Here is a 20,714-nt window from a genome sequence, read left to right on the forward strand (position 1 = left end):
TTTCGCTCGCAAAGAGTATGCTAGGGTGCGGTTCAACTGTTGAATCACACTGCGAACCTCTGCCCGAGCCAATGCCTCCTGCTTCCGATCTCAAGACCGCGACATCTGGCGCTGCTGCGAATACTGCGGACATGCGCATGCCTGCCAGCGCGACCGGCGTTCTGACCATCGACCTCGACGCCATCGTCGCCAACTGGCGCAAACTCGAAAGCCATGCGGTGCCTGCGGACTGCGCCGCCGTCGTGAAAGCCGACGCCTATGGCTGCGGCATCACACAGGTGACCCGTGCGCTGGCGCGCGCAGGATGCCGGACCTTCTTTGTCGCCACGCTGGACGAGGCGCGCGCGGCGCGTGAAGTCACACCCACCTCTGCTATCTACGTGCTCGATGGATTTTTCCCGGGCTCAGGCGATCAGTTTGCGAAGATCGATTGCCGGCCGGTGATCGGCGACGCCACCGAACTCGCTGAGTGGGACGCGTTTCGCAAGACCAGCGGCTGGGAAGGTCAGGCAGCGATCCACATCGACACCGGCATGAACCGCCTCGGCTTCCGCGTCATGGAAGCGCAGGCGCTGCTGCCACGGATCAAGAACGGCAATCACGGCATCTCGCTGGTGATGAGCCACCTCACCAGCGCCGAGATGCTGCACGATCCGGCCAACGGACGACAGGTCGCGGCATTTCGCGAAATCGCCTCGCAGTTCTCCGGCGTCCCCGCCTCGCTGGCCAATTCGTCCGGGATTTTTCTGGGACCCCAATTCCATTTCGATCTGGTACGTCCGGGCGCGGCACTCTACGGCGTCAATCCAACGCCGGAAGCCGATACGCCGATGCTGCCGGTGGTCGATCTCAAGGTGCGCGTGGCGCAGGTCCGCAACATCGAGAAGGGCGAGCACGTCGGATACGGCGGCACCTGGACGGCGCGGCAGCCGACGCGGCTGGCGATCGTCACGGCAGGTTATGCCGACGGATATTTCCGTGCCGCAGGCAGCATCGATAACATGCGCAGCGCCGAAGTGATGGTCGCGAGCAAGCGTTGCCCGGTTGCCGGACGCATCTCGATGGACCTGATGGCCATCGATATCACCGCCGTGCCGCCCGGTGCGACCCGCCGCGGCGCGCTGGTATCGCTTCTCAACAATGAGATCACGGTGGATGAGCTTGCGCACCACTTCGGCACCATCGGCTACGAGGTGCTGACCAGCCTCGGCCGGCGCTACACCCGCGTCTACAAAGGTGGCGAGTAACGGGATGATCCCGAAAGGGGGCATGCCCAAATAAAAAGAAGGACAATCGCATGCCCGACGTCACCGAATTCAAACCCGGAAACTACAGGTTCATCGTTTCGCCCGGCGGGCCGTTCTCAAGCGGTGTCGCGGCGATGCCGGGATACGCCCTGCGCCGGGTGCGCTTCGCGCGTCCGATCCCGATGGCTGACGGCTTCGCCTTCATCAAGGCGCATCTCGAACGCGAAGGCCGCCCCATCACTGCGCTGGCCGCCTGCGAACTGCGCTCGCCTGCCGCCATGACCGGCGAGCAGTTTCAGGCTTTCAACGCAGAGTATTTGAAGACCCTGCATCAGTGGGGGTGCAAGGCCGGCGACATCAATCCGCTGGCGCGCAGCAATCTTGCGCCGATCACGGAAGTGCCGAGCGAGGCGATGTTCTTCGCCTTTACCTACACCGTACCCGAAGCCGGAGCTTCGGGTGACTTCCTGATTTCGGGCAAGCCCGAAATCCGCGATGGCGTAACCACCGACCGCATCGTCGGCGGCCGCGATGTCTCACTCAAGGGACTGGAGACAAAGGCACGCTTCGTCATGAACGCGATGCGCGAACGCGTCGATGCGCTCGGCTGCAAGTGGGATGCGGTGACCGCCGCGCAGATCTACACTGTGCACGACATCCGGCCGCTGCTCGACACCGTGTTCGCCGAAGACAAGGTGAGCCAGATCGGCCTCGCCTGGTATCCCGCGTGGCCTCCCGTGATCGGCATGGAGTTCGAGGTGGACGTTCGCAATGTTCGCACCGAACTGGTGATCGACGCGCGGTAAGAAAAAGCCGTCACCCTGAGGTGTGAGCCGCTTTTGCGGCGAACCTCGAAGGGCGACGGCGGGAACCGGTGCAACCGTCATCCGTCGAGGCTCGCAACAACTCGCACCTCAGGATGACGATGTCGCGCCCTACTTCGCGCTCCGCTTCTTCAGCACCATGTTGCCGATCAGCAGGAATTTCTGTGCGCGTTTTCCGTTGTCGACTTCGGTCGTGTAGATGTTGCCCTTGGAATCCAGCGCCAGATTGTGAATCCAGTGGAAGTCGCCGGCCATGCGGCCGTTGCGGCCGAAGCGCCCGACGATCTCCCCGCTTTCACGCACCAGCGTACGAACCTCGTTGTTGGCGCCATCCGCATTGATCAGAAAGGTCTGCCTGGGATCGTTCCAGATTTCGAGATCCCACACCGAGCCGTTCGCCAGCGTCTGCTTCTCGATAAACATCTCTTTTACGAAGCTGCCGTCCTTCCTGAACACCTGAATGCGGTTGTTCTGGCGGTCACACACATAGACCAGTCCGTCCTTCGCGATGCGCACGCAGTGCACCGGGTTGGCGAATTGCTGAGACGGCGGCGCATCGGGATTGTACCCTCCCATCCGCTCATCCGTCGGCGGCTTGCCGTAGGCGCCCCACATCCGCTTGAACGCGCCGGTCTCGCTATCGAACACGATGACGCGGTGATTGTAGTAGCCGTCCGCGACATAGACCTCGTTCGCTGCGGTATCGACCGTCATATTGGCCGGGCGTCCAAGGCGCGTGGTGTCCTTGCTGTCGGTCTGCGGACCGGACTTGCCGATCTGCATTACGAACTTGCCCTCCCGGGTGAATTTCAAAATCTGGCCATCGGTCTCGCCATTGCCCGCGAGCCAGACAAAACCTTTGGCATCGATGAAGATGCCATGCTCGTTGGCCGGCCAGTCGTACCCCTCGCCCTTGCCGCCCCACGCCTTGACCAGATTGCCCTGCTGGTCGAACTCCATCACCGGCGGCGCGGGGATGCAGCACTTTGTGCGCGGCGGGTTGAAGCTTGCCGCCTTCTCGTCGTCGGTCAGCGTGCGCGGCCGCTGCACCACCCAGACATGATCCTGCGCATCGACGGCGACGCCGGCGGCCTGCCCCATGATCCAGTTGTTGGGCAGCGGCTTCGGCCACTGTGCATCGACCTGAAATTTCGGCACGTCGGCGGCATGAGCCGCGCTCGCGAGGATGAGGCCGGCAATAGCGGCAATCCATTTCATGAAATTTACTCCCCAGTGCCGGGTCGTGCCGGATCGGTCACGCGCGGTCATTGTTCTGATGGCGGCAGCATATGCCGGTGAAACGGTAACCGGCTATCAGCGCGGCGCGGACATGGGTTGACTTTTTAACGCTTTATGTGAACAAAAGAGGAACATTCGATTCCCGTTGCTCCGACGCTGGCAGGCCCCTCCATGGCGAAAAACGCCCTCTCCTTCGTCTGTCAGAGTTGCGGAGCCGCCTACAATAAATGGCAGGGCAAATGTGAATCCTGCGGTGAGTGGAATACGCTGTCTGAAGAAGACACGACCGGCGCGACGTCCATGCCCGCGAATTTGCGCCCCAAGCGCAAGGGCCGGCCGTTCGCGCTGGAAACCCTCACGGGTTCGAGTCCCGAAGCGCCCCGCCTGTCGTCCGGAATGGGTGAACTCGATCGCGTCACCGGCGGCGGCTTCGTTCGCGGCTCGGTGCTGCTGGTCGGCGGCGATCCCGGCATCGGAAAATCGACACTGCTGACCCAGGCCACCAGCCTGATGGCGCGCGCGGGACATCGCGTGGTCTACATCTCGGGTGAAGAGGCCGTCGCGCAGGTCCGTCTTCGCGCCGCGCGTCTCGGTCTCGCCGACGCCGCGGTGCAACTGGCCGCACAGACCTCCGTCGAAGACATCATCGCCACGCTGTCGGAAGGAACCCCGCCTCGCCTTGTGGTGATCGATTCGATCCAGACCATGTGGACCGACACCGTCGAATCCGCGCCCGGAACGGTGACGCAGGTCCGCGCATCGGCACAGGCACTGATCCGCTTCGCAAAGAAATCCGGCGCGGCCCTTATTCTGGTCGGTCACGTCACCAAGGACGGCCAGATCGCCGGCCCCCGTGTGGTGGAGCACATGGTCGATGCGGTGATGAGCTTCGAGGGCGAAGGCTCGCAGCAGTTCCGCATCCTGCGCGCGGTGAAGAACCGCTTCGGTCCCACCGACGAAATCGGTGTGTTCGAAATGACCGGTCTCGGCCTGCGCGAAGTCTCCAATCCATCCGAACTGTTCCTGTCCGAGCGCGATCTCGGCAGCCCCGGCACAGCCGTGTTCGCCGGTCTTGAAGGCACGCGACCGGTGCTGGTCGAACTGCAGGCGCTGGTTGTGCCGACAACGCTCGGAACGCCGCGACGCGCGGTGGTGGGTTGGGAATCCAGCCGCCTTTCGATGGTGCTCGCGGTGCTGGAGGCGCATTGCGGGGTCAAGCTCTCCGGCTACGACGTCTACTTCAATGTCGCCGGCGGCCTGCGGATCAACGAGCCTGCGGCAGACATGGCGGCAGCAGCGGCGCTGGTGTCCTCGCTCGCCAACGCGCCGTTGCCGGTCGATGCGGTCTATTTCGGCGAAATCTCGCTGTCGGGTGCGGTTCGGCCGGTGGCCCAGACCTCAGCTCGGCTGAAGGAGGCCGCCAAGCTCGGCTTCGGCCGCGCCGTGCTGCCGGAAAATGCGCGCGGCGATACCGGCGGCGACGCCGGATTGTCGCTCAATACGGTGGGATCGCTGACCTCGCTGGTTGCGGACATTGCCGCGCGGGGCAGCAAAGCCACAGCCCGAGGGAAAACCGCAGCTTCAGGCTGAATCAAGCCTGTTGAGAACCAAAGGCGGCGTGACGCTGGCGTGACCGGCCGCTATATAGCCCGCGACGTTGCAACGGCTGCCGATTGCGCCCGCTACGGATCGTTAACCGCAACAGGCGATCCATAAGAGCGATGCAGTTTTGCCGTTGATGTCTGGGTTTTTGCGGGTTCCGGGCCCTTGCGGGACGTGCGATATGGCCGTCAGCTATCCGGACCTGAGACAACCCGATTCGGGGTTTTGAAACTGAAAGCGGATCTGACCAGCCGATGCCGATAACGCTTCTCGACATTATCGTTCTTGCCGTGATGCTGTTATCGGGCCTTCTGGCGATGATCCGCGGTTTCATGCGCGAGATTCTGTCGATCGCGGCCTGGGGCGCCGCAGCCCTGACCACGCTCTACGCCTATCAGAAGCTGCTGCCGACCGCGAAAACGTACTTCAACAACGAAACCGTCGCGGCGGTAGCCGTCGTAGCCGGCGTGTTCATCCTGACACTGATCGTGGTGTCGATCATCACGGTCCGCATCTCGGACATGATCCTCGATTCGCGGATCGGCGCGCTCGACCGTACCCTGGGCTTCCTGTTTGGCCTCGCTCGCGGCTTGTTGATCATGGTGGTGGCGTTTTTGTTCTTCGCCTGGCTGGTGCCGGACAAACAACAGCCAGATTGGGTCCGTAACGCCAAGTCGCGGGTGATGTTGCAGGGAACCGGCGATTGGCTGATGGGCCTCTTGCCGGATGACCCCGAGAACACCATCTTGAAGAGGTTCAAGAAAAAGGGCGACGAGGAGCAGCAGTCTGATGCAGCTCCCGAACCGCGCACAACGGCAACGGTGGGGAACGACGGCGGGTACGGGAAAACAGCCCGTGACGGCATGAAGCAGTTGATCGAAGGCAAAGCCGCAGGACGCTAGATTCAGTTCTAGTCCTGCCTCAGACAAGGGCGCGGTGGACCATATGAAAACCCCTTCCGGCGATCACTCCACTCCTCCCTCCAAATCCGACTACGACCTGGATGACGATCTGGACAAGGATCTCAACGGAGACACACTCCGCGAGGAGTGTGGCGTGTTCGGCATCTTCGGGCATCCCGAAGCCGCCGCCATCACTGCCCTCGGCCTTCACGCCCTTCAGCATCGGGGCCAGGAAGCCGCCGGCATCGTCACCTACGACGGCCACCGTTTTCATTCCGAGCGCCGCCTCGGCCTCGTCGGAGACACCTTCTCCCGCGCCGAAGTGATCGAACGCCTTCCCGGCAATATGGCCGTCGGCCATGTCCGTTACTCCACCACCGGCGGCACCATTCTTCGCAACGTGCAGCCGCTGTTCGCCGAACTCAACGCAGGCGGCTTTGCCGTCGGCCACAACGGCAATCTCACCAACGGCCTGACGCTGCGGCGCGAACTCGTCCGCCATGGCGCGATGATGCAATCGACCACCGACACCGAGGTGATCCTGCATCTGGTCGCGCAATCGAAGCGCGGCCGTTTCATCGAGCGCTATATCGAAGCTCTTCGCGCCATCGAGGGCGCCTATGCGCTGGTGTCGCTGACCAACAAGAAGCTGATCGGCGCGCGGGATCCGCTCGGCATCCGCCCGCTGGTGCTCGGCGAACTCGACAACTGTCCGATCCTTGCCTCCGAGACCTGCGCGCTCGACATCATCGGCGCAAAATATGTCCGCGACATCGAGCCCGGCGAAGTCATCGTGTTCGATGAGAAGGGCACGGAGATCCACAAGCCGTTCCCGCCGCAGCCGCCCCGCCCCTGCATCTTCGAATACATCTATTTCTCGCGGCCCGACTCCATCGTCGGCGGCCGCTCGGTCTACGAAGTCCGCAAGGCCTTCGGCGCGCAGCTTGCGCGGGAAAGCCATGTCGACGTCGACGTGATCGTGCCGGTGCCGGATTCCGGCGTCCCCGCGGCCGTCGGCTATAGCCAGCACTCGGGTGTGCCGTTTGAGCTTGGCATCATCCGCAACCACTATGTGGGCCGCACCTTCATTCAGCCGACCCAAAGCGTGCGCGAACTCGGCGTGCGCATGAAGCACGCGCCAAATCGCGCCGCCATCGAAGGCAAGCGCATCATCCTGATCGATGACTCGCTGGTGCGCGGCACCACCTCGAAGAAAATCGTGCGCATGATGCGCGATGCCGGCGCGAAGGAAGTTCACTTCCGCCTCGCCTCACCGCCGATCATAAATCCCGATTATTACGGCATCGACCTGCCGGATCGCGGCGGTCTTCTGGCCGCGACGCATACGCTCGAGGAAATGCGCGAGATCATCGGCGCGGACTCACTGGCGTTCCTGTCGATCGACGGCATGTACCGCGCCATGGGCTTCGACGGCCGCGATCCCGCGAACCCCAAGTTCGCCGATCATTGCTTTACGGGCGCATATCCGACCCACCTCACCGACCAGACCCAGGTCGAGCAGCAGCCGCACCAGCTTTCGCTGCTGGCTGAAGCGAGCTGACGCCGTCAGCCTGAGCGTATCGTCCGCTCAGGCCGATTGCTTCCGGGCCAGCCACACCGTCAGGCCGCCGCACTCCTGATCTTCCACCACATGCTGCACGGTCGAAAAGCCGTGCGCGGCAAGCAGCGCCTGATATTCCGCGGTATCGAGGCTGGCGTGATAGAGCGCCTCGCCCTGATAGGAGCCGATGGCTTCGCCGGCACCCGGCCCGCTGGTGAACATCAGCGCTGCGCCGGGATCAGCGTGATCCTTAAAAATCCTGAACATCGCGCGCTGATGGTCCGGCGTCAGATGAAAGAAGCTGTTCCAGGCCACAACGCCGCCGAAGCGCCTCGACAGAGAGACCTCGCGCATGTCCCCCGCCATCCACGTCTGCTTTGGAAACCGCGCGCGGCACAGATCAATCAGCGTCGGCGATGAATCGACGCCCGTGACGCAATGCCCCGCTTCGATCAGGTAGCGCGCAACCGGTTCGCCCGATCCGCATCCGAGATCAAGCACATCCGCACCGTCCGGCATCACCTGCCTGAACCGTTCGAACCACGCGCGCTCCACCAGCCGGTCGCCGCGATCCCGGTCGAACGCTGCGGCATGACGCTCGTACAGCGCGCCGATCTGTCGCGACGACGGGTGCCAGCCGGGCGCCTGAAGTGTCCGCGACATGAAGCAGGCATCGTCGCCATAGCTGCGCAGCTTGGACTCCAGCAGCGGGTCGTGCACCGCTTGAAACCCCTGCCGTTGCCAGAAGCCTGCGGAGCCGTTGACCGCGATCAGCGACATGCTGGAGTGGCCGCTGGCAGCGGCATGGTCCGCGAGCGACGCAACAATCCTTGCTCCGGCACCGGTGCCCTGCGCTTCCGGCGCCAGCGCGAGATCGTGGATGTAGAACGTGGAGGGCTGGAACGGCAGCGCCCCAAGCAATGCATTCAGTGGCGGCGGTTCCAGATGCCGCCAAGGATGACTGACGATATAGGCGACAAGACCATGCTCGCCCTCCAGCACCCGGCAACCTTGCGGATAGAGCCGCAGCCTTTCGGCAAAGACCGCATCATCCTCCGGATAGTCCGGATGAATGCGGGCGGCCAGCTTGTTGACCAGGCGCAGATCGGCGATCGACATGGCCCGCCACCGGTGTCCGGCGGCGGTTGGGGAGTTCGGGGTCATGCCGGACCTGTAGCACGGTTCGGAACGGCCTTCCTCCCTGGCATCTCCCCGCCCTGCGGGAGATGCCGGATCGCCATAACGATCGGATGAGGGGCAAGTCCGGCATGGGTTTATTCACGCGCGGCATTATGCAATAGCAGGCCTCTCACCCGGCGCGCCGCCGACGCGGCATGCCACCCTCTCCCCGCAAGCGGGGCGCGGGAAAAATCGGGCTTTCCCCATGACCAAACCTCTCGCCTCCCGCTTCGCTCTTGTCACCGGCGCATCGCGCGGCATCGGCTATGCCACGGCGCGCGCACTGGCGCGGGCCGGTGCCCATGTCATCGCGGTTGCGCGCACCCAAGGCGGTCTCGAAGAACTCGACGACGCCATTCGCGCCGACGGCGGCAACGCCACGCTGGTCCCGCTCGACATGACCGATCTCGATGGCATCGCCCGGCTCGGCGCGGCGCTCAATGAGCGTCACGGCAAGCTCGACATTCTGATCGGCAATGCGGGTGTCGCGGGAACGTCCTCGCCGCTCGGTCACACCGATCCGAAATTCTGGGACAACATGTTCGCGGTCAACACCACCGCAAATTTCCAGTTGATCCGCTGCATGGAGCCGCTGCTGCAAAAATCCGATGCAGGCCGCGCGGTGTTCATCACCTCCGGCATTGCCCACAAGGCTACTGCTTATATGGGCCCCTACGCGGCGTCGAAGGCCGCCCTCGACGCCCTCGTGCGCGTCTGGGCGAACGAGACCGCGACCACGCCGATCCGCGTCAATCTGTTCAGCCCCGGTCCGATCCGCACCCGCATGCGCGCCACTGTAATGCCCGGCGAGGACCCGATGATTCTCGACACGCCTGAACAGGCGGCGGAGTTCATCGTGCCGATGTGCGCGCCCTCGTGGCTTGAGACCGGAAAATTCTTCGACTATCCGTCGAAGACGCTGAAGAGTTTCCGCACGCCGGTGGAGTAACGTCCGCCACAAGGCCGCGCGGTTGACACTCCTCACGTCCCCCTGTTCAATTTGCGCAAGCCCGCACAAAGAGGCTGGCGCATATTTGAGGGGAAACGGAATGGCATTGAAAATTGCAGCGGCAATCGCTGCTCTCACGCTCATGGGGACATCGGCATTTGCAGGCGATCCGAGCGGAACATGGCTGCGCGACACCGGCGCGTCCAAGGTCAAGATCGGCCCATGCGGCGGCGGCGCGTATTGCGGATCGCTCGTCTGGCTCAAGCCGGGCGTCGAGACGCCTGCGAAGGTCGGCCAGCGCATCTTCTACGACATGAAGCCCGATGGCGCGGACGCGTGGAAAGGCTCCGCGTTCAATCCGGAAGACGGCAAGACCTATTCCGGCAAGATGTCGCTCTCGGGCGGCACGCTGACCACGGCAGGCTGCGCCATGGGCGGGATGATCTGCAAGTCCTCGACCTGGACGCGGGCGAACTGAAGGCAGTTCGCTCCCGCGCTATCATCGCACCAACGACATCATGCGCCGGATCATATAGTCAACGTTGCCATAGTGATGGTGACGGCGGCTACGCGACCGGCGCGGCGCATCGTCATCACTCTGCGCCATCGTGGTCCGCTCCGCAGCACTCATCCGCTTCGGGCCGATGGCGTCGAAGCTCGCCTTCTGCTCGTCGTCGAGCGATCCGTAGAAGCTGTCCAGCGGCGCGCGGACGGTCTTCACCGCTTGCAGCATGGTGTCGAGCCGCTTGCCGACCGCCGCGAGCCGCGCAGGCGGCGTGTTCGCATTCTCCGACTGGCAGGACGACTTCAACATGTCCGCTGCCCTGGCCGCGGCGCTCTGAAGAGCTTCCAACCCTTTACGCTGATCGTCGCTCGGCTTCACTGCCTGGTCGATCATCGATCCCGGCCAATCGGTCACACCGGGCTGCGACACGTCACAACTCGGTTGCGCCGCATTCGCGCTCTGTAAGGCTCGCGCAGGCCGTTGCCGCTGCGCGAGGGCGTTGAACTTCGCTTTCTGCTCGTCGTTCAGAAGTCCGTAAAACTTCTCAAGCGGCGGCTGCACGGTTTTCACGGCGGCGATCATCGCCTCGATGCGCTGCTGCATGACCGCGAGACGTCGCGGAGCCGTCAGCGCAATGTCCGTCGGGCACGCAGCCTTGATGTCCTGCCCTGCCTTCAGCGAGGCGTTGGCAAGATCGTCGAGCGCCGCGCGCTGGGCTGCGTCGGGCTGAAGCGCCTTCTGGATCGCGTCGATCGGCAGTCCGGCGATGTCGCGGCTGTCCTCGCCGCACATTTGCGTCAGACTCACGCGATCGTTCGGATCGGCCGACGCAAACGACTCCCGGCCTCTCCCGCTCCGGGCAGCATAGCCCGGCAGATAACCGGAATAGCCGATCAGATCGTCGTAGCCGTAAGGCGCGAAGATGCCCGCATAGATGTCGGGATATCCGTAGTCCCAGAATGCTGCGTCGTAGTCGTAGCCCCACAGCGAATAACCGTAGATGTCGTAGAAGGCGAACGGCCAGAACACCGGTCCCACCCATCCGAATCCGCCGTGGCGATGACGCCACCAGCCGTTGCGGTTATGCCAGCCTGCCGTCGCGAGGCGCGTTGTCACGAGCGCGCGGGTCGCCGGGTTGCGCAGAGCGTTCGCATTGCGCAGGGCGCGGTTGACCGGACGGGCGTGGAATGCATTCCGCACCGCGTTTGCATTGCGTGTGTTACGAACGTTCAGGGCTCTTGTGCTCGAGGTCCCCATTGCGTTGCGAGCAACGGCGCCGCGAGACGAGTTGAACCGCGCGCTGCGATTGAATTGCCGATTATGAATGGCGTAGGACCGTCCGCCCCGGTAACTCGGCCTTGAGAATGAGCGGGAGATATGCGGCCGGCCGTAGAAAGCGTGCCCTCCACCCATTCGGACTCCGCCACCGCGAAACGCGGCGCCACCACCGCGAAAACCTCCGCCATGGAACCCGCCGCCTCGAAAACCGCCTCCACCACCATGGAAGCCGCCTCCGCCTCCGCGAAAACCGCCGCCTCCGCCGCCGTGCCCTCCGCCTCTTGCCGAGGCGGCGTCATAAGCCGCGATAAAGAACAGAGCGCCGAAAACCAGCGCAAGGAGCGAAATGAACTTAGGCCTGCCGATCGACATGGCACCCTCCGCTACAACGGACCGCAGGAGCCGCACACGCGGGTCCCACCGGGGCAAAGCTTGAATCAATTCATTAAGTGACAAATTGTTCCGGTTGCCCGGACGTCAAGACTTCCGCTTGGCTTTATGTGCGAACGGGTTGTCCTTCTCGCGCAGCGTGATGCGGATCGGCGTACCGGGCAGATCGAAGGCGCCGCGCATGCTGTTGACCAAGTAGCGCAGGTAGGATTCCGGGATCGCGTCCGCGCGCGAACAGAACACCACGAAGCTCGGCGGGCGCGCCTTGGCCTGCGTAATGTAATTGAGCTTGAGCCGCCTGCCCGACACCGCCGGCGGCGGATTGTTCTGAACCGCCTGCTCGAACCAGCGATTGAGCGATGCGGTCGAGATCCGTCGGTTCCAGACACCATAGGCGTCCTCGATGGCGCTCATCAGCCGGTCGATGCCCTCGCCCATCATGCCGGATACCGCGACCACCGGCATGCCCTTCACCTGCGGCAGCAGGTGATCGGCATCTTCCCGCAGCCTGGCGATCTGGCTCGGCGCGCGCTCCATCAGGTCCCATTTGTTGACCGCGATCACGATGGCGCGGCCTTCACGCTCGATCAGATCGGCGAGCCGCAGATCCTGCTCCTCGAACTTGTTCTGCGCGTCCATCATCAGCACGACGACTTCCGCGAAACGCACCGCGCGCAGCGCGTCCGAGACGGAGAGCTTTTCCAGCTTGTCCTCGATACGCGAGCGCCGCCGCAGGCCTGCGGTGTCGAACACGCGAAACTCGCGGCCCTTCCACATCACGTCGACAGCGATGGAATCGCGCGTCGTTCCGGCTTCGGGGCTGGTCAGCAGCCGTTCCTCGCCGAGCAGTCGGTTGATCAGCGTGGATTTGCCGGCGTTGGGGCGGCCAAGCACTGCAACACGGATCGGGCGCGTCGACAGATTTTCATCCTCGCCGTCGACATTCTCGAACGACTCTGGATCGTCCTCGTCATCGTCTCTCTCGACCGGCTCAGGCATCAGCACGCGGAGCGCGTCGTAGAGGTCGCTGAGACCTTCGCCGTGTTCAGCGGAAATCGGAATCGGATCGCCGAGCCCGAGCGCGTAGGATTCCATCGCGCCCGCCTCGCCGTGCTTGCCCTCGCTCTTGTTGGCAACCAGCACCACCGGCTTGTTCGCGCGGCGCGCGAAGTCCGCGAAGGCGCGGTCGGTCGGGGTCAGTCCCGCGCGCGCGTCGATCACGAACATCAGCGCGTCGGCGGCGGCGATTGCCGCCTCGGTTTGCTCCTGCATGCGCGCGGTCAGCGACCCCTTCGGGCCTTCATCGAGGCCTGCGGTATCGATCAGGGTAAATTCGAGATCGCCGAGGCGTCCGTCGCCCTCGCGGCGGTCGCGCGTCACGCCCGGCTGGTCATCGACAAGCGCGAGCTTCTGTCCAACCAGCCGGTTGAACAGGGTCGACTTGCCGACATTGGGGCGGCCGATAATGGCGATGGCAAAAGACATGGGTGATCCGTTCGCCCTTTACGGACCTCGTGTCAATAAAGGGGCGCGTTGAAAGCCTAAATCAGCGCGCAAAGCCCCCGCTGGGCAGCGGCGCGGGGAAAGAGGACGGGGCTTGCTGCTGGGGCGCGGCCTGCTGCGGCGGCGCGGCCTGCTGTTGCCGTTGCGGCGCAGGCGCGGCGGGCTCAGCATCAGACTCCGGCGCCGTGATGCGGGTCCGCTTGGGTTTCTTCATCTTCGGTGCGGGTGCGCTGGCATCGTCGACCGGCGTCGGGAACGGCTCGGCCTCGCGGGCTGCGGACTTGCGCGATTTGGCCTTCGGCTCCGGCACAGGCGGCGGTGTCTCGGCAACCGGCGGCGCATCCTGACGAGCAGCCCCCTTGTAAAGGTCACGCGGCACACCCTGTTCGACGCCCGGCACACCCTCAGGGAAAACCGGCCTGCGATCGCCGGGTAATTTCTTCTTGGTGTCGAACCAGTCCATCATGTCGGTCGGGTCGAAATTGCCGCCGGAACAGCCGGCAAGGACAAGCGACATCGCAGCAAGGACAGTGGCGGCAATCAGGCGTTGCGAGCGGCGCATCGATGTCTCGTTCAGCTTTTCGCGGCGGGCGGCAGCAGGGCCTGCAAAGCCTCTGCACGGCTGCGCATGCTGGCCGGCGTGCGCGCATCGTTGCCGATCATATCGAGCCACTGGCGGGCGGCGGTCGCATCGTTGACCCGGTAAGCCGACAGGGCCAGCAACTCGCGGGCGGTGTGCCGATAGGTCCGGCCCTCGCCGGTCGCGGGTTCAAGGCGCTGGCGCATGGCCGCATAGGGTTCGGTTTCCATCAGCAGCCCGGCAGCGCGAATGCGCGCAAGATCCTGATCCGAGGCGGAGACGCTCGGGTCGGCGGCGATGGCGTCGTAAAGCTTGGCAGCGGCCTGCGGGTTGGCGGCTGCGGCGTCCGCGGCGGCGCGCAGCCGCGCCAGCACGCGATAACCCTTGGAGCCGTCGGACGCGATCTTGGCGAAGGCGGCTTCCGCCTCGGCCTTTTTGCCCTGTTCGGACAGCGTTATGGCGGCTTCGAAAGCCGACCCGGCTTCCGCGGCCTTCTTGGCCTCGAGATACTGGTAGCCGCGCCAGCCGCCGACCCCGGCGACAATCAGAATCGCTGCCGCAATGACGAAGATCGAGTACCGCTCCCAGAGCTTCTTGATCTGCTCCCGGCGCAAGTCCTCGTCGATTTCATTAAATATTTCAGACACTTAATTGTCCCGCCCGGCATGATATGAAAGAGATGCGATCCCGCCATCGGCCACGCAGCCCGCGCGGCTCCCCCGATGTGATGGCGGCGATACAGTACCGGTATGGCGACCGCAAGGCAAAGTGAGCCGGATCAAAGCGTTAACCTGTCTCAAAGCCCAGGACCGCCGGTATCGTTGCTTTACCCCGACCGGCTGCTACAACCCGCCGCAGCAGGAGAAACCATGACCCACAGCTTTTCGATCAACGACGACGTCCATCATCAGAGTCAGGGGCCCCAGGGCCGCGCCGAGAAAATCCGGTCGAACGTCTACACGATCATTGGCTGCATGCCGATCGAGGCAGATGGCCGCGTACGATACCGCATCCGGAGCAAGACCGAAAACATCGAGCGGATCGTGACCGAAGAGCAGCTCAGCCGGTCGCAGTGAGCGCCTCCACGCGACGGCGCTATGCCGTCGCGCTTTCCACCGGATCAGCTTCGCTGCGCCCTCGCCTCAGATCGGACGGCGTGCAGCCGTAGCGCCGGCGGAAGACACGGTTGAAATAGGAAATATCGTTGAAGCCGCATTTCAGCGCGATGGCGCTGATGGACTGCGCGCGGTTGTCGGGATCGAGCAGCATCCGCGAAACATATTCGAGGCGGGTTTCGAGAACGAAGGCCGTGAACCTCGTTCCTTCGGCCGCGAACAGCTTCCTGACATAGCTCGACGAAATGCCCTGATGCGCAGCGATGTCCGCCAGACACAGCGCGGGATTATCAATCTCTGAAACGATAAACGCCTTGATCGCGCTCAACCGCGAACTGCGCATCGCAAAAGAATAGCCATCCATGAAATCCATCCACCCTTGGGGCGAATGCCCGCCCAAGGGTGTGTCGCTGGATAGACACAGCCGGTTCAAATCGGGGTGCGGGTAGCGTTCAGTCCAAGGACGTGCCGCGCAGTCCAAGACTCGCCTTCTCCGCGCTCCTAGGTTCGCGCCACGATGATTTGCGCCGTCGAACCGGACTGTTCGCTGACAATGAACGCAGCCCCGGACGGCTGGGCAGATGAATTCATTCAGATCATACGGAGAAATTTATGAGAAAGCTTTTTGCGGCCGCAGCGTTGATTGCAGTGACGTCGGCATCGGCATCGGCGGCCGATCTCGGACCGCGTTACACCAAGGCGCCGGTCATGGCGCCGGTGTGGAGCTGGACCGGCCTCTATATCGGCGGTCATGTCGGCGGCGGCTGGAGCGATGGCGACGCGACCGCGACTGTCTCGGGATTCGGTCCCTTCGACACCGCCAGACTGGGCGGCAACGGCAGTGGCGTCGTTGGCGGCGGCCAGATCGGCTACAACTGGCAATTCGCGCCGAACTGGGTGCTCGGCATCGAAGGCGACATTTCCGGAACGGGAATTCGCAAGTCGAGCTTAGCACCCATCACGCTCGGCGGAGGGCCGATAGGCGCAGCGTTTACGCATGAGGCTGATCGCAACATTGACTGGATGGCAAGCGTGCGCGGCCGGTTCGGCTATGCCGCGGATCGCTGGCTTGTGTATGTGACCGGCGGCGCGGCCTGGGCTGATATCAACTACCGCACCAACCTCACCGGGTTCGGACTTTTCAATTCCGGCAACTTCAACACGACCAAATCGGGCTGGACTGTCGGCGGCGGCGCTGAATATGCATTTGCCAACAACTGGACCGCGCGGCTCGAATATCTCTATTACGATTTCGGCTCGGAGGCGGTGTCGAACGTGTCGGTTGTAGCCCCGCCTCTCGCGTACAACACCACTTTCAGCACAAAGGTGAATGTCGTCCGCGCAGGCGTGAACTACAAGTTCTGAGTCCTTGGTGGCGGGGCCTCACAGTTGCGCCATCAATTCTTTTCTCCAGTTTCGAAACTCAGGCCCGGTGCACTGCGCCGGGCCTTTTCATTTCATCCGCGATGGACGCGCTATCGCGCACACGCCCTGAATCAAGACGCGCGAACCGCGCGAAACGCATTTCAAAAATAAGGCACTTACGCCAGTACCGCTGACCTAACCTCTTAAAATTGCTGGCGGAACGTGGCTTGCGGGTGACAGTCATCGGCTGCTTTTTGTGATGGAATTTTCTCAAGGGCATTTCCGGCTCGACTGCCAAACTCAGACATTTTTTGGGGAGTGCATCATGCGGAAATTACTTGCGACGTCGGCCTTCCTGGTCGGCGCAATCAGCAGCACATCTTTGATCTTCACAGTCAGCAGCGCATCTGCCGCGGACATGGCTCCGCGGTATAAAGCTCCACCTCCAATCGTCGCTCCTGTCTGGAGCTGGACCGGCTTCTACGCCGGTCTTCACGCTGGCGGCGGCTGGAGTGATTCATCAATCACTTCAAGAAACGATCTTTTTCCGGGGTTCGATACAGCTTCGTTCGGCAACGGCAACCAGGCCGGTGTCGTGGGCGGTGGTCAGATTGGCTACAACTGGCAATTCGCGCCAAACTGGCTGCTCGGCATCGAAGGCGATATTTCGGGCACAGGCATCCGCAACAACAACACCGCTCCGATCACAGCGGGCGGCGTTCCAATCGGGCCCGTCGGCTTCAACCACGTCGCGGATCAGAACATCAATTGGCTAGCGAGCATTCGCGGCCGGCTCGGCTGGGTGTGGGATCGCTGGATGGTCTACGGCACCGGCGGCGGCGCCTGGGCCGACGTGGATTATCGCACGGACTACACCGGCCTTTTCTCGAACAATCCTCTCACAACAAACCGGACCTTGTCCGGATGGGTTGCAGGTGGCGGCGTGGAATACGTGGTTGCCAACAACTGGACGGTGAGAGCTGAATATCTCTACTACGACCTCGGAAACGAGACAGTTATCAATCCGACGACCACACCAGGGTTCAATCTCGTGACCACGTTCGACAACAAGATCCATGTCGTCCGCGGAGCTGTGAACTACAAGTTCTGAATGGTGAACGGCGCGGCCTCAGGGCCGCGCCGCGTTTGATTGCCTTCTGAATCTCCAGTTTTCAACTCAAGCCCGGCGCGATGCGCCGGGCTCTTTACAGCGATAGCCGTTACCGGGCGTGTCAGGCCTTCGGCTTGATGCCGTAGACGTGCTCTGGCCCCGGAAACGCGCGCGAACGCACGTCCTTTGCGTAATCCTGAATCGCGGCCTCAATGCCGGGTCCAAGATTGCCGTAACGCTTGACGAACTTCGGCACCCACGGCGACAGGCCGAGCATGTCTTCAAGCACCAGCACCTGACCGTCGCAAGCATTGCTCGCGCCGATGCCGATGGTCGGAATCGAAACGATCTCGGTGATGCGGCGTGCGAGCGGCTCGGCCACGGCTTCCACAACCATCGAGAATGCACCGGCCTGCGCCACCGCGCGCGCGTCATCCTGAAACGGACCGCTGCCGTTCTCGCCCGCAGCGATCTTGATGGCCTCGTCCTTGCCTTGCGACTTGAAGCTGCCAAGCGTGTTGATCGACTGCGGCGTGAGTCCGATATGGCCCATCACCGGGATGCCGCGCGTGGTGAGAAACTCGATGGTCTCGGCCATGCGCACGCCGCCTTCCATCTTCACGGCGCCGCAATGGGTTTCCTTCAGAACACGCGCCGCGGAATGAAACGCCTGTTCCTTCGAGGCCTCATACGATCCGAACGGCATGTCCACCACGACGAGAGCCTCTTTCGAGCCGCGCATCACTGCACGGCCTTGAAGGATCATCATGTCGAGCGTGACTGGCACCGTCGTCTCGAATCCGTGCATCACGTTGCCGAGCGAGTCGCCGACAAGAATGACGTCGCAATAGCGGTCGACCAGCGCCGCAGTATGCGCGTGATACGACGTCAGCATCACGATCGGATCGCCGCCCTTGCGCTTGAGAATATCGGGCGCGGTCTTGCGCTTCACCGCTGTCTGCACGGACATGTCTTAAGCTCCAATCACGGGGACGCCGATTACGAGAGGATGGAATGCGAAGGCCAGCGCGGCATAGACCACGACACCGACCGCGACCGCGATCAGATCGTTGGCCACGCCGCCGACGGGAATCGGTGGTGCGCCGGGATCTTCGCGGCGCTTGAGCGAAATGCGGTCATAGACCGCCCATGCCAGAATCGAGCCGAACAGGATGATCGACCCGAGATCGCCATTGGCAAGAAGATGAAGCAGCGCCCACAGCTTCACGCCGGCCAGCATCGGATGCTTCACCGTGGTGTAGATGCGGCCGCGGATGTAGGACGCGACAACGAGAACGACTGCGGGCAGCATCAGCGCCAGCACGAGATGGCGCAGCGCGACCGGCGGATACCAGACGTTGATCCAGCCCGTGGCGCGATAAATACTGAAGCCCCACACGATCAGCGCGAGCCCTGCGAACGACACCAGTACGTAGAGAATCTTGTAACCGCTCTCGCCGAGCCGCGCGATCACCCTGGCGCGCGGACCACGCATCGTGGTCAGTGTATGGACACCGAGGAACAGCAACAATCCGGCGATCAGGATCAACAAGCCCATTTGGCGCCCCACCCTCTCGATCTGCCCGCAGCGGTTTTCAGCTCCGCTTTACGGCACATTCCACCCCGCGGAAGACCCTGTTAATGTCCGCCCGCACTGTGCCCCGGTATCACTTTTGGGGTGCGGCGCGCAATGCTGCTTCGACATCGCAACCCTGCTCCAAACTCTTCCCGGCCCTATGAAATCCCTTGCAATCGCCGCACTCGCGCTGGCTCTCGCGGCGCCCGCCTTGACTGCCCATGCGGCAGAGCCGGCCTGGCCGCCGAAAATCGTGAAAATCATCGTGCCCTATGCGCCTGGCTCGACGCCCGATCTGGTTGGGCGGATTGTCGCCGACGACCTTCAGGCACGCCATCCGGGTGCAAGTTTCATTGTCGAGAACAAACCGGGCGCCGGCGGCAATATCGGCACCGACGCCGTCGCCAAGGCTGAGCCCGACGGCGCGACACTCGGCATCAGTCTCGGCGGGCCGCTCGCCATCAACACGCTGCTGTTCTCGAAACTGCCTTACGACCCCGCCAAGGACATCGCGCCGGTGACGATGCTCACCTCGCTGCCGAGTGTTCTCGTCGTGCCCACGAGCCTGAACGTCAATTCGGTGGCCGAGTTTCTGGCGATGCTCAAACGCAAGGGAACGCCGCTCGCCTTCGGCTCGATCGGCGCCGGATCGCTATCCCATTTGACCATGGAAGCGATCGCACAGCGTGCAGGCGCCACCATGGTGCATATCCCCTATGGTGGATCGCCGCAGGCAGTCACCGCCGTGATTCGCGGCGACGTGCAGGCCGCATGCCTGCCCGCCATCGCGGTGACGCCGCAACTCGCGGCCGGTCAGGTCAAAATCCTCGCGGTCGCGACCGCGCAGCGCTCGCGCTTTCTGCCCGACGTCCCGACACTCAAGGAAAGCGGCATCGACGTCGAATCCGATGCGTGGAATGCGCTGATAGCACCTGCCGGCACGCCGCCCGCCTTCGTCGCGCAGATCAATGACGAGGTGAACGATATCCTGACCAAACCAAGCGTGCGCGAGCGGCTGGAAACGCAGTTGATGGAGCCGGTTCCATCCACACCGGGCGCCTTGCGCGCGCGGATGGACGCCGAGATCAGGCTGTGGTCCGATGTCATCAAGCGCGGCGATATCAGGATCAACTAAATACATCGTCGTCCCCGCGAAGGCGGGGACCCATAACCCCAAGACTACGAGATGATGCGCGAATCCACTCAAGCATCTTCATCAAGTATGGGTCCCCGCCTTCGCGGGGACGACGGAAGCAAATTCATCACCACCGGCAAAACAAGAAAATCCGGAAAGGAAAAAACGCCATGAACGCCGCCGCCACCGTCGCCTTCGAGCGCAGCCACGACATCGTCATCAACGCTCCGCCTAAGGCGGTGTTCGACTACGTGACCAATCCGCAGTCGTGGCCCGAATGGCTCGCGGCCTCGCACCACATCGACAGCGAGAACCGTCCGCTGGACACCGGCGAACTGTTTCACGAGAAATGGCACATCCGCTCGGGCGAAGTGTCGCTGAACTGGATCGTGCGCGCCTGTGTCAGCCCGAAGCTGTGGATCGTGCAGGCTGAGACCGATTTCATCGGCCCCATCGTGGTTCAGTATATCTGCGAGGATGTCGCGGGCGGCACCAAGTTCACCCGCACCCTGCGCAACCCCGCGCGCAAAAAGCCACCGACCGACGAGCAGATCGCCAACATGGATGCGGAAGCGGCTGTGGGCCTTGCAAATATCAAGGCGAATGTGGAGAAGCGAGCGCGCTGAAACCGGCGCCGTATTTTCCGAGTCCGC

Annotated in this window: 22 protein-coding genes; 13 read left to right on the top strand and 9 right to left on the bottom strand. The window is 63.1% G+C overall.

Annotated features, from left to right (window positions below; translation table 11 throughout):
• The first annotated feature begins 71 nt into the window (after positions 1-71).
• Together alr and cnbZ are read left to right on the top strand one after the other, a co-directional pair.
• The gene (gene alr / locus ACP7AL_RS22295; RefSeq protein WP_425994377.1) at positions 72-1,247 is read left to right on the top strand and encodes an alanine racemase; all 1,176 of its coding nucleotides are present in this window, start codon (positions 72-74) and stop codon (positions 1,245-1,247) included.
• Positions 1,248-1,297: 50 nt separating this feature from the next.
• Positions 1,298-2,053, top strand: a complete 756-nt coding sequence (cnbZ, locus tag ACP7AL_RS22300; RefSeq protein WP_425994379.1) for a 2-amino-5-chloromuconate deaminase CnbZ — start codon at positions 1,298-1,300, stop codon at positions 2,051-2,053.
• Positions 2,054-2,182: 129 nt separating this feature from the next.
• On the opposite strand, the gene ACP7AL_RS22305 is transcribed toward cnbZ, so the two are convergent.
• Positions 2,183-3,289, bottom strand: a complete 1,107-nt coding sequence (locus tag ACP7AL_RS22305; RefSeq protein WP_425994381.1) for a hypothetical protein — start codon at positions 3,287-3,289, stop codon at positions 2,183-2,185.
• Between ACP7AL_RS22305 and ACP7AL_RS22310 the strand changes: the two genes are divergently transcribed.
• From ACP7AL_RS22310 to purF, 4 genes are all read left to right on the top strand, one after another.
• A complete protein-coding gene (locus tag ACP7AL_RS22310; RefSeq protein WP_425994383.1) occupies positions 3,288-3,410 on the top strand; it encodes a hypothetical protein in 123 nt (40 codons plus the stop codon). The genes ACP7AL_RS22305 and ACP7AL_RS22310 overlap by 2 nt on opposite strands.
• Positions 3,411-3,481: 71 nt before the next feature.
• Entirely contained in the window at positions 3,482-4,900 is a 1,419-nt protein-coding gene (gene radA, locus ACP7AL_RS22315; protein ID WP_425994385.1) for a DNA repair protein RadA, read from the top strand.
• A gap of 266 nt (positions 4,901-5,166) precedes the next feature.
• Positions 5,167-5,814 carry a CvpA family protein gene (locus ACP7AL_RS22320; RefSeq protein WP_425994387.1) on the top strand — a complete coding sequence of 216 codons (648 nt, stop codon included), beginning with the start codon at positions 5,167-5,169 and terminating at the stop codon, positions 5,812-5,814.
• 43 nt (positions 5,815-5,857) lie between these two features.
• Complete coding sequence (gene purF / locus ACP7AL_RS22325; RefSeq protein ID WP_425994389.1) at positions 5,858-7,375, top strand: amidophosphoribosyltransferase; 1,518 nt, start codon at positions 5,858-5,860, stop codon at positions 7,373-7,375.
• Positions 7,376-7,402: 27 nt separating this feature from the next.
• On the opposite strand, the gene ACP7AL_RS22330 is transcribed toward purF, so the two are convergent.
• Positions 7,403-8,494, bottom strand: a complete 1,092-nt coding sequence (locus ACP7AL_RS22330) for a GNAT family N-acetyltransferase (protein ID WP_425994391.1) — start codon at positions 8,492-8,494, stop codon at positions 7,403-7,405.
• Positions 8,495-8,759: 265 nt separating this feature from the next.
• On the opposite strand from ACP7AL_RS22330, the gene ACP7AL_RS22335 reads away from it, so the two are divergent.
• Positions 8,760-9,503: an SDR family NAD(P)-dependent oxidoreductase gene (locus ACP7AL_RS22335; protein ID WP_006020253.1), complete on the top strand. Its 744-nt coding sequence runs from the start codon at positions 8,760-8,762 to the stop codon at positions 9,501-9,503.
• Positions 9,504-9,603: 100 nt separating this feature from the next.
• Positions 9,604-9,981, top strand: coding sequence for a DUF2147 domain-containing protein (locus ACP7AL_RS22340; RefSeq protein ID WP_425994393.1), 378 nt, complete (start codon positions 9,604-9,606; stop codon positions 9,979-9,981).
• 21 nt (positions 9,982-10,002) lie between these two features.
• Here ACP7AL_RS22340 and ACP7AL_RS22345 read toward each other — a convergent pair whose 3' ends face one another.
• The 4 genes from ACP7AL_RS22345 to ACP7AL_RS22360 all read right to left on the bottom strand — a co-directional run bounded on the left by ACP7AL_RS22345 (position 10,003) and on the right by ACP7AL_RS22360 (position 14,406).
• Positions 10,003-11,208: a Spy/CpxP family protein refolding chaperone gene (locus tag ACP7AL_RS22345; protein ID WP_425994395.1), complete on the bottom strand. Its 1,206-nt coding sequence runs from the start codon at positions 11,206-11,208 to the stop codon at positions 10,003-10,005.
• 555 nt (positions 11,209-11,763) lie between these two features.
• Positions 11,764-13,161 carry a ribosome biogenesis GTPase Der gene (der, locus tag ACP7AL_RS22350; RefSeq protein WP_425994397.1) on the bottom strand — a complete coding sequence of 466 codons (1,398 nt, stop codon included), beginning with the start codon at positions 13,159-13,161 and terminating at the stop codon, positions 11,764-11,766.
• 61 nt (positions 13,162-13,222) lie between these two features.
• Positions 13,223-13,741 (bottom strand): hypothetical protein, encoded by a 519-nt coding sequence (locus ACP7AL_RS22355; RefSeq protein ID WP_425994399.1) that lies wholly within the window; start codon positions 13,739-13,741, stop codon positions 13,223-13,225.
• A gap of 11 nt (positions 13,742-13,752) precedes the next feature.
• Positions 13,753-14,406, bottom strand: a complete 654-nt coding sequence (locus tag ACP7AL_RS22360) for a tetratricopeptide repeat protein (protein ID WP_425994401.1) — start codon at positions 14,404-14,406, stop codon at positions 13,753-13,755.
• A 222-nt stretch (positions 14,407-14,628) separates the two neighbouring features.
• Here ACP7AL_RS22360 and ACP7AL_RS22365 point away from each other — a divergent pair, with 222 nt between their 5' ends.
• Positions 14,629-14,835 carry a hypothetical protein gene (locus tag ACP7AL_RS22365; protein WP_006020246.1) on the top strand — a complete coding sequence of 69 codons (207 nt, stop codon included), beginning with the start codon at positions 14,629-14,631 and terminating at the stop codon, positions 14,833-14,835.
• Positions 14,836-14,854: 19 nt separating this feature from the next.
• Here ACP7AL_RS22365 and ACP7AL_RS22370 read toward each other — a convergent pair whose 3' ends face one another.
• Positions 14,855-15,238 carry a helix-turn-helix transcriptional regulator gene (locus tag ACP7AL_RS22370; protein WP_425994403.1) on the bottom strand — a complete coding sequence of 128 codons (384 nt, stop codon included), beginning with the start codon at positions 15,236-15,238 and terminating at the stop codon, positions 14,855-14,857.
• Positions 15,239-15,486: 248 nt separating this feature from the next.
• Between ACP7AL_RS22370 and ACP7AL_RS22375 the strand changes: the two genes are divergently transcribed.
• Positions 15,487-16,239, top strand: a complete 753-nt coding sequence (locus ACP7AL_RS22375; RefSeq protein WP_425994406.1) for an outer membrane protein — start codon at positions 15,487-15,489, stop codon at positions 16,237-16,239.
• Between the two features lie 325 nt (positions 16,240-16,564).
• A complete protein-coding gene (locus ACP7AL_RS22380) occupies positions 16,565-17,350 on the top strand; it encodes an outer membrane protein (RefSeq protein WP_425994408.1) in 786 nt (261 codons plus the stop codon).
• Positions 17,351-17,471: 121 nt separating this feature from the next.
• Here the strand turns inward: ACP7AL_RS22380 and panB are convergent, their stop codons facing one another.
• Positions 17,472-18,320 (bottom strand): 3-methyl-2-oxobutanoate hydroxymethyltransferase, encoded by an 849-nt coding sequence (gene panB, locus ACP7AL_RS22385; RefSeq protein ID WP_006020242.1) that lies wholly within the window; start codon positions 18,318-18,320, stop codon positions 17,472-17,474.
• Positions 18,321-18,323: 3 nt separating this feature from the next.
• On the bottom strand, positions 18,324-18,908 hold the full coding sequence (locus ACP7AL_RS22390) for an NnrU family protein (protein ID WP_425994411.1): 585 nt from the start codon (positions 18,906-18,908) through the stop codon (positions 18,324-18,326).
• 178 nt (positions 18,909-19,086) lie between these two features.
• Between ACP7AL_RS22390 and ACP7AL_RS22395 the strand changes: the two genes are divergently transcribed.
• The gene (locus ACP7AL_RS22395; protein ID WP_425994413.1) at positions 19,087-20,061 is read left to right on the top strand and encodes a Bug family tripartite tricarboxylate transporter substrate binding protein; all 975 of its coding nucleotides are present in this window, start codon (positions 19,087-19,089) and stop codon (positions 20,059-20,061) included.
• Positions 20,062-20,231: 170 nt separating this feature from the next.
• Positions 20,232-20,687, top strand: coding sequence for an SRPBCC family protein (locus ACP7AL_RS22400; RefSeq protein ID WP_425994415.1), 456 nt, complete (start codon positions 20,232-20,234; stop codon positions 20,685-20,687).
• The last annotated feature ends 27 nt before the right edge of the window (positions 20,688-20,714 follow it).

This window comes from Afipia sp. DC4300-2b1 (genome assembly GCF_049895725.1).
GTDB lineage: Bacteria > Pseudomonadota > Alphaproteobacteria > Rhizobiales > Xanthobacteraceae > Afipia > Afipia broomeae.